9 protein-coding genes and 1 tRNA gene are annotated in these 7,308 nt (G+C 67.7%); 5 read left to right on the top strand and 5 right to left on the bottom strand.

The annotated features are described in order from the left end of the window. Both ABZV38_RS38950 and ABZV38_RS38945 read left to right on the top strand, forming a co-directional pair. Positions 1–325, top strand: a 325-nt coding sequence (locus ABZV38_RS38950) for an HNH endonuclease signature motif containing protein (protein ID WP_356333529.1), incomplete at its 5' end; no start/stop codon positions are given. Positions 326–376: 51 nt separating this feature from the next. Further along, positions 377–459: transfer RNA gene (locus ABZV38_RS38945), tRNA-Leu, on the top strand. Between the two features lie 43 nt (positions 460–502). Here the strand turns inward: ABZV38_RS38945 and rdgB are convergent. From rdgB to ABZV38_RS38925, 4 genes are all read right to left on the bottom strand, one after another. Beyond that, a complete protein-coding gene (rdgB, locus tag ABZV38_RS38940; protein WP_356333527.1) occupies positions 503–1,105 on the bottom strand; it encodes an RdgB/HAM1 family non-canonical purine NTP pyrophosphatase in 603 nt (200 codons plus the stop codon). A gap of 34 nt (positions 1,106–1,139) precedes the next feature. Then, positions 1,140–1,538, bottom strand: a complete 399-nt coding sequence (locus ABZV38_RS38935) for a hypothetical protein (protein ID WP_326603955.1) — start codon at positions 1,536–1,538, stop codon at positions 1,140–1,142. A 103-nt stretch (positions 1,539–1,641) separates the two neighbouring features. Further along, the gene (gene rph / locus ABZV38_RS38930; RefSeq protein ID WP_356333525.1) at positions 1,642–2,379 is read right to left on the bottom strand and encodes a ribonuclease PH; all 738 of its coding nucleotides are present in this window, start codon (positions 2,377–2,379) and stop codon (positions 1,642–1,644) included. 89 nt (positions 2,380–2,468) lie between these two features. After that, a complete protein-coding gene (locus ABZV38_RS38925; protein ID WP_356333523.1) occupies positions 2,469–2,732 on the bottom strand; it encodes a PTS glucose/sucrose transporter subunit IIB in 264 nt (87 codons plus the stop codon). Between the two features lie 192 nt (positions 2,733–2,924). On the opposite strand from ABZV38_RS38925, the gene ABZV38_RS38920 reads away from it, so the two are divergent. Both ABZV38_RS38920 and ABZV38_RS38915 read left to right on the top strand, forming a co-directional pair. After that, positions 2,925–4,235, top strand: coding sequence for a PTS transporter subunit EIIC (locus ABZV38_RS38920; RefSeq protein WP_356333521.1), 1,311 nt, complete (start codon positions 2,925–2,927; stop codon positions 4,233–4,235). A gap of 258 nt (positions 4,236–4,493) precedes the next feature. Beyond that, positions 4,494–5,759, top strand: coding sequence for a PTS transporter subunit EIIC (locus ABZV38_RS38915; RefSeq protein WP_356333519.1), 1,266 nt, complete (start codon positions 4,494–4,496; stop codon positions 5,757–5,759). A gap of 80 nt (positions 5,760–5,839) precedes the next feature. Here ABZV38_RS38915 and ABZV38_RS38910 read toward each other — a convergent pair whose 3' ends face one another. Then, the gene (locus tag ABZV38_RS38910) at positions 5,840–6,592 is read right to left on the bottom strand and encodes an MBL fold metallo-hydrolase (protein ID WP_356333517.1); all 753 of its coding nucleotides are present in this window, start codon (positions 6,590–6,592) and stop codon (positions 5,840–5,842) included. A gap of 183 nt (positions 6,593–6,775) precedes the next feature. On the opposite strand from ABZV38_RS38910, the gene ABZV38_RS38905 reads away from it, so the two are divergent. Further along, positions 6,776–7,255: a type II toxin-antitoxin system PemK/MazF family toxin gene (locus ABZV38_RS38905; protein WP_356333515.1), complete on the top strand. Its 480-nt coding sequence runs from the start codon at positions 6,776–6,778 to the stop codon at positions 7,253–7,255. Positions 7,256–7,308: the final 53 nt, after the last annotated feature.

Raw genomic sequence — 7,308 nt, 5'->3', positions numbered from 1 at the left:
CGTCGTTTCCGATCTTGGCGATCAAGAAACTACGGAGGGTGCGGCGTTGTTCGTGCCACGACGCGAACCGACCCACACATCTGGGCGAAGAGCCACAAAAACCGTGTTGATACGCCGAGCCCTCTGCGAGATCGGCCTGCCCGAGCGGTGCGAAGAGTGCGGTACCGGTCCGCGCTGGCATGGGAATCCGATGACGTTGGAGATCGACCACATCAACGGTGACTGGAGCGACGACCGCATCGAGAACCTACGGCTGCTGTGTCCGAACTGCCACGCCGTCACTGACACCTGGTGCCGAGGGGGCAGCCGCCGCAGGGCGTGTTGACGAACCCTCGCTCGCGCACGGCGGCCGGGCCGATACCATGATTGGCGGCAGGCGGCCGTGTCGGAATGGCAGACGAGCGGCGCTTAGAACGCCGTGGGAGAAATCCCGTGTGGGTTCGAATCCCACCGGCCGCACAGGGCAGTGGGCCGTCCCAACAGGGCGGCCCACTGCCCCAGGTCAGCCCACCAGCTCCCGCACCACCGGCACCAGCGCCCGGAACGCCTTCCCCCGGTGGCTGATCGCGTTCTTCTCCGCCGGGGTCAGTTCCGCGCAGGTCACGGTCATGCCCTCCGGCTGGAGGATCGGGTCGTAGCCGAAGCCGTTCGTGCCGGACGGGGCGTGGCGCAGGGTGCCGAGGAGGCGGCCCTCGACCACGTGTTCCGTGCCGTCCGGGAGGGCGAGGGCTGCCGCGCAGGCGAAGTGGGCGGCGCGGTGGGTGTCGTCGATGTCGGAGAGCTGGGCCAGGAGCAGGTCCAGGTTGGCGCGATCATCGCCGTGGGTGCCGGACCAGCGGGCCGAGAAGATGCCGGGGGCGCCCCCGAGCACATCGACGCAGAGGCCGGAGTCGTCGGCGATAGCTGGGTGGCCGGTGGCCTGGGCGAGGGCATGGGCCTTGAGGAGGGCGTTCTCGGCGAAGGTGACGCCGGTTTCCTTGACGTCGGGGATGTCGGGATACGCGTCCGCGCCGACGAGTTCGTGAGTGAGACCGGCGTCGGCGAGGATCGCGTGGAGTTCGTTGACTTTCCCGGCGTTGCGGGTGGCGAGGATCAGGCGGGTCATGTGCCGATTATCGCGGGGCGGGCCGGGCCCGGTGCTACGAGGTGCAGACGTTGCCGATCTCCTTGGCGGCGTCGGTGACCGGGGTGATGTCGGGGGTGGCGTCGCCGTTGTCTATGGAGGTGCGGACGTTCTTGACGCCGGTCTGGAGGTCGTCGACGGCCTTGGAGAGGTCGGCGTTGTCGGTCGTGTCGCCGAGGTTGCCGAGTTCCTTGTCTATCTCGTCGAGGGCTTCGGCTGCCTGGGTGGGGTCGTTCGAGGCGTTGGAGACGGCCTGTTGGAGGTTGTTGACGCTGGTGGCGATGGCGTCGGCGGTGCGGACGCAGTCGAGTGCCTTGTCGACGGCGCCGCAGCCGGTTGCTGCGGTGAGAGCGATGGTGAGGGCGGTCAGGGTCAGCGCGACGGTGGTGCGGCGGTGACGGGTGGCCTTGGCCATGGTGCGGGTTCCTCCCCGGATGCGGATACGAGTACGGGCGCACGGTTCGACCCGTGCGCCCCTACTCGTCACGACGCTCTGTGGTGCGTACTTGGTTGCTTCTTTACTCGCCGAGGGTACGGGCGAGTGCCACGTGCTGGTAGGCGGTGAGGTCGACGCAGCCCGCGGTGGCGAGGTCGAGGAGCACGTTCAGTTCCTTGCGGTCGAACGGCTCGGCCTCGGCGGTTCCCTGGACTTCGACGAAGCGGCCGTCGCCGGTGCAGACGATGTTCATGTCGGTCTCGGCGCGGACGTCCTCCTCGTAGCAGAGGTCGAGGAGCGGCGTGCCGTCGACGATGCCGACGCTGACGGCGGAGACGGTGCCGGTGAGCGGCTTGCGGCCGTGCCGGATGAGCTTCTTGCCCTGGGCCCAGGTGATGGCGTCGGCGAGGGCGACGTACGCACCGGTGATGGCGGCGGTGCGGGTGCCGCCGTCGGCCTGGAGGACGTCGCAGTCGAGGACGATGGTGTTCTCGCCGAGGGCCTTGTAGTCGATCACGGCGCGCAGGGAGCGGCCGATGAGGCGGCTGATCTCGTGGGTGCGGCCACCGATCTTGCCGCGTACGGATTCGCGGTCGCCGCGGGTGTTGGTGGAGCGGGGCAGCATGGAGTATTCGGCGGTGACCCAGCCTTCGCCGCTGCCCTTGCGCCAGCGGGGGACGCCTTCGGTGACGGAGGCGGTGCAGAAGACTTTGGTGTCGCCGAAGGAGATGAGGACTGAGCCTTCGGCGTGCTTGCTCCATCCGCGTTCGATGGTGACGGGGCGGAGCTGTTCGGGGGTGCGGCCGTCGATACGAGACATGGCGTCGAGCCTATCGGCTGTGCCGCAGGCCCCGGTCCGGGCGGGAGCGGGGCCTGTGGGGTGCGGAGCCGGGCGGGCTCAGCGGGTGGTCACATCATGTCTTCGATGTCGGTGGCGATAGGGTCGGCGTCGGTGCCGATGACGACCTGGATCGCGGTGCCCATCTTGACGACGCCGTGGGCGCCGGCGGCCTTGAGCGCGGCTTCGTCGACCTTGCTCGGGTCGATGACTTCGGTGCGGAGGCGGGTGATGCAGCCTTCGACCTCTTCGATGTTGTCGATGCCGCCGAGCCCGGCGACGATCTTCTCAGCCTTGCTGGCCATGTCGTTCTCCCTGGTTGTTCGCGTCCGCATGCCGGCCCACCATGGGTCCGTTTCGTCACGGTAACGCACGGTTGGCCCAACTTCGCGGGCGAGCTGTCGGCCCATCACCAATGATGACGATCACCGATGCCCTGCCTTCCGGGCGGGCTCCGCACCGTAACGCAACTGGTCTACACCAGTTTGCGTCGACCGCCAAACGTGGCCTGTTCCGGGAGGACGACGATGAGCTCAGACAGCGCCGCCGTGCCACGGAAACAGTGGTGGAACGGTCTGTTCCAGGGCCTCCAGAAGATGGGACGCAGCCTCCAGCTCCCGATCGCGGTGCTCCCGGCCGCGGGTATCCTCAATCGGTTCGGCCAGGACGACGTGTTCGGGGACAAAGGACTCGGCTGGAACAACGTCGCCAAGGTCTTCGATGCCGCCGGTGGTGCGCTGCTCGACTCCGGGCTGGGCCTGCCGCTGCTGTTCTGCGTCGGTGTCGCCATCGGAATGGCGAAGAAGTCGGACGGCTCGACGGCGCTCGCCGCGGTGACCGGCTTCCTCGTCTATTACGCGGTGCTGCACGCCTTCCCGGTGGACTGCTCCCCGGGCTCCACGTTCACCGACGGCGGCACGTGGTTCGGCACCTGTGTCACCGGCGACGCGAAGGTGACGGCCGCCGAGTACCAGAACCCCGGGGTGTTCGGGGGCATCGTGATGGGCCTGCTGTCCGCCTGGTTCTGGCGGCGGTACCACCGCGTCAAGCTGGTCGACTGGCTGGGCTTCTTCAACGGCCGCCGGCTCGTGCCGATCATCATGGCGTTCGTCGGGCTGGTCTTCGCGGCCCTGTGCGCCTGGCTGTGGGCGCCGATCGGTGACGGTCTGATCAGCTTCTCCGAGTGGCTGACCGATCTGAACTGGCTGGGCTCCGGGATCTTCGGCGTCGCCAACCGCGCACTGCTGGTCATCGGTCTGCACCAGTTCCTGAACACCTTCGTCTGGTTCCAGTTCGGCGACTTCACCAAGCCGGACGGGACGGTGGTGCACGGTGACATCAACCGGTTCCTGCAGGGCGACCCGACGGCCGGGCAGTTCACCACGGGGTTCTTCCCGATCATGATGTTCGCGCTTCCGGCGGCAGCCCTGGCGATCTACCACTGCGCCAAGCCGCATCGCCGGAAGGCGGTCGGCGGCATGATGCTCTCGGTCGGTCTGACGTCGTTCGTGACGGGTATCACCGAGCCGATCGAGTACTCGTTCCTCTTCGTCGCCCCGCTTCTGTATGCGATCCACGCGGTACTCACCGGTGTGTCGATGGCGGTGAGCTGGGGGCTGGGCGTGAAGGACGGCTTCAGCTTCTCGGCGGGTCTGATCGACTACGTCATCAACTGGAGTCTGGCGACGAAGCCGTGGCTGATCATTCCGATCGGTCTCTGCTTCGCAGTGGTGTACTACGTGCTGTTCCGGTTCGCGATCACCAGGTTCAACCTCCAGACGCCCGGGCGAGAGCCCGACGAGCTGGAGGCGGAGATCGAGAAGGACCTGGTCAAGTAGCTCCCCGACCGGACTCCGCACCCGGTCGGCGAAGGCCCCCGGACCTCATGGTCCGGGGGCCTTCGCCATGTCACTGAAGGTATCGATGAGCTACTGCGAAGTAGTCGACATTTGCATGTTCCTTATCCCACCCACACCGTGCTAAAACTGGTCTACACCACTGAGTGGTCCAGACCACGTGACGCCCGTCACGTTTCTGGAGTCGTCGCCCCCAAGAATCCCTGCACCTGGCGGCGCCTTGTCCAATGGAGGAAGTTGATGACCACGGCGAGCGCCGCACCCGCGGCCACCAAGAAGAAGGGTGCGGGTGTGATGGCTGTTATGCAGCGCATCGGCCGCAGCCTCATGCTGCCCGTCGCGGTGCTGCCCGCAGCTGCTCTGCTGGTCCGGCTCGGCAACGCCGACATGCTCGGCCGCGACTCGTTCCCGACCGTCATCACGAAGCTCGCCGGCTACATGTCCGCGGGCGGCGGGGCCATTCTCGACAACATGGCGCTGCTGTTCGCCGTCGGTATTGCGATCGGTTTCGCCAAGAAGTCGGACGGTTCGACGGCCCTCGCCGCTGTCACCGGCTACCTGGTCTTCCAGAAGGTGCTCGCCACCTTCACCGACAGCAACCTGCCCCAGGTCGCGAGCGTCGTGGACGGCAAGATCGTCATGAGCGACGCACCGGTCAACGCCGGTGTGCTCGGCGGTGTCGTGATCGGCATAGTCGTGGCCCTGCTCTACCAGAGGTTCTACCGGACGAAGCTGCCCGACTGGGCGGGCTTCTTCAGCGGCCGTCGCCTCGTGCCGATCCTCTCGGCCTTCGCGGGCCTGATCATCGGCATCGCCTTCGGTCTGATCTGGCCGGTCCTCGGCACCGGTCTGCACAACTTCGGTGAGTGGCTGGTCGGTTCCGGCGCCGTCGGCGCGGGCATCTTCGGTGTCGCCAACCGTGCGCTGATCCCGGTCGGCATGCACCACCTGCTGAACTCGTTCCCGTGGTTCCAGGCGGGCGAGTACAAGGGTGCCCACGGCGACATCGCCCGATTCCTGGCCGGTGACCCGCAGGCCGGACAGTTCATGACCGGCTTCTTCCCGATCATGATGTTCGCCCTCCCGGCGGCCTGCCTCGCGATCGTCCACTGCGCCCGCCCGGAGCGCCGCAAGGTCGTCGGCGGCATGATGTTCTCTCTCGCGCTCACCTCGTTCGTCACCGGTGTGACCGAGCCGATCGAGTTCACGTTCATGTTCATCGCCCCGGTGCTGTACGCGATCCACGCGGTGCTCACGGGAGTGTCCATGGCCCTGACCTGGGCGCTCGGCATGAAGGACGGCTTCGGCTTCTCGGCCGGCCTGGTCGACTTCGGATTGAACCTCGGCATCGCGACGAAGCCGTGGACGCTGGTGCTGGTAGGCCTCTGCTTCGCGGTCGTCTACTACGTGGTCTTCCGCTTCGCGATCACCAAGTTCAACCTGCCGACCCCGGGCCGGGAGTCGGACGAGGAGCTCGCCGAGCTGCTCAAGGCCGAGGCGAAGTAGGCCTCGCCCCTCCCGTAGGTACGACGGAGCCCCCACCTTCCGCCCGGAAGGTGGGGGCTCCGTCGTAGCTGCGCGAGGCCCTAGATCTCGTAGACCGCCCCCGGAACCGCCAGTTCCGCCGGGCCGCCGTAGATCGCGCGGGCGTCCGCCAGGTTGCGGTCGGCGTCCGTCCACGGCGGGATGTGGGTCAGGACGAGCCGGCCCACCTTCGCGCGCGCGGCAAGTTCGCCTGCTTCGCGACCGCTGAGGTGGAGGTCCGGAATGTCCTCCCTGCCGTGTATGAACGATGCTTCGCAGAGGAACAGATCGGTGCCCTCGGTGAGTTCGTCCAGCGCCTCGCAGGTTCCGGTGTCGCTGGAGTAGGTCAGCGAGCGGCCGTCGTGCTCGATGCGGATGCCGAAGGTGTCGACGGGGTGGCAGACCTTCTCCGTACGGACCGAGAAGGGGCCGATGTCGAACGAGCCGGACTTCAGCGTGTGGAAGTCGAAGACCTCGCTCATCGCCCGGTCGGACGGGGTGTCGCCATGTGCGGTCGTCAGCCGCTGCTCGGTGCCGTCGGGGCCGTAGACCGGGATGGGCGTCGGACGTCCGCCGTCATGCCGGTAGTAGCGCACCACGAAGTACGCGCACATGTCGATGCAGTGATCGGCATGGAGATGGCTGAGGAAAATGGCATCCAGGTCGTAGAGGCCGATGTGGCGCTGCAGCTCGCCAAGGGCGCCGTTACCCATGTCGAGGAGCAGCCGGAAGCCGTCGGCCTCTACGAGGTAGCTCGAGCATGCCGAACCCGCGGACGGGAACGAGCCGGAGCAGCCGACGACGGTGAGCTTCATGGAGCGTGAACCTCCGAGACGTGGGAACGGGGAGGGTTCGTGCGATTTGTTGAGCCTAAGGCGCCAAACACCTGGTCGCTCCTCCAAGGCCTGCCGTTGTGGGCGAACTCACCTGCTCTGTCACCGGTTCGATGGAAGCGGTTGCTAGGCGCGGGCCTGCGGAGGCGCCGGTACCGTCGGTGCATGAACATGTCCTGGTGGACGGCGCTCGGCGCGGTCGTACTGCTGGCACTCGTTGCCGCGATTGCCGATGGACGGGGCCGGCTCGGGCGCGGTGACCGGCGCCCGGGCGGGCGCCCGAGGGCGCGGACGCGCCCGCCGGGGAGGACGGAGGGGCCCCGGGGCGGTCCGGAGCGGACACCGCGGCCGGGTGAGATCTGGTGGGCCGAGGTGCCGTACGAGGACGGGCCCGGGTCGAAGGACCGGCCGTGCCTGGTGCTGTCGGTACGGGATGGCGCAGCGCGCGTCGCGAAGATCACCAGCAAGCATCACGAGGAGCGGCCGGGAGTGATCGCGCTGCCGCCGGGCGCGGTGGGCGATCCGCGGGGGCCGGCGAGCTTCCTGGAGACGGACGAGCTGCGGGATGTGGCGGTGCGGGGGTTCCGGCGGCGGGTGGGGACGGTGGACCCGGCGGTGTGGGAGCGGGTGCGGGGGTTCGGGTGACGGGGCCGGAAAAATGTCCTCGGTCGCCGGGTGGGCCCGAATTCGGATCGGAA

Source organism: Streptomyces sp. NPDC005181, assembly GCF_040608395.1.
In the GTDB taxonomy this organism is placed as follows: domain Bacteria; phylum Actinomycetota; class Actinomycetes; order Streptomycetales; family Streptomycetaceae; genus Streptomyces.
This window is presented reverse-complemented; position numbering and strand designations above follow the sequence as displayed.

Coding starts and splice junctions, on each gene's coding strand:
- rdgB (WP_356333527.1), bottom strand. CDS start 1,105: ATGACCCGCCTGATCCTCGCCACCCGCAACGCCGGGAAAGTCAACGAA.
- ABZV38_RS38935 (WP_326603955.1), bottom strand. CDS start 1,538: ATGGCCAAGGCCACCCGTCACCGCCGCACCACCGTCGCGCTGACCCTG.
- rph (WP_356333525.1), bottom strand. CDS start 2,379: ATGTCTCGTATCGACGGCCGCACCCCCGAACAGCTCCGCCCCGTCACC.
- ABZV38_RS38925 (WP_356333523.1), bottom strand. CDS start 2,732: ATGCGGACGCGAACAACCAGGGAGAACGACATGGCCAGCAAGGCTGAG.
- ABZV38_RS38920 (WP_356333521.1), top strand. CDS start 2,925: ATGAGCTCAGACAGCGCCGCCGTGCCACGGAAACAGTGGTGGAACGGT.
- ABZV38_RS38915 (WP_356333519.1), top strand. CDS start 4,494: ATGACCACGGCGAGCGCCGCACCCGCGGCCACCAAGAAGAAGGGTGCG.
- ABZV38_RS38910 (WP_356333517.1), bottom strand. CDS start 6,592: ATGAAGCTCACCGTCGTCGGCTGCTCCGGCTCGTTCCCGTCCGCGGGT.
- ABZV38_RS38905 (WP_356333515.1), top strand. CDS start 6,776: ATGAACATGTCCTGGTGGACGGCGCTCGGCGCGGTCGTACTGCTGGCA.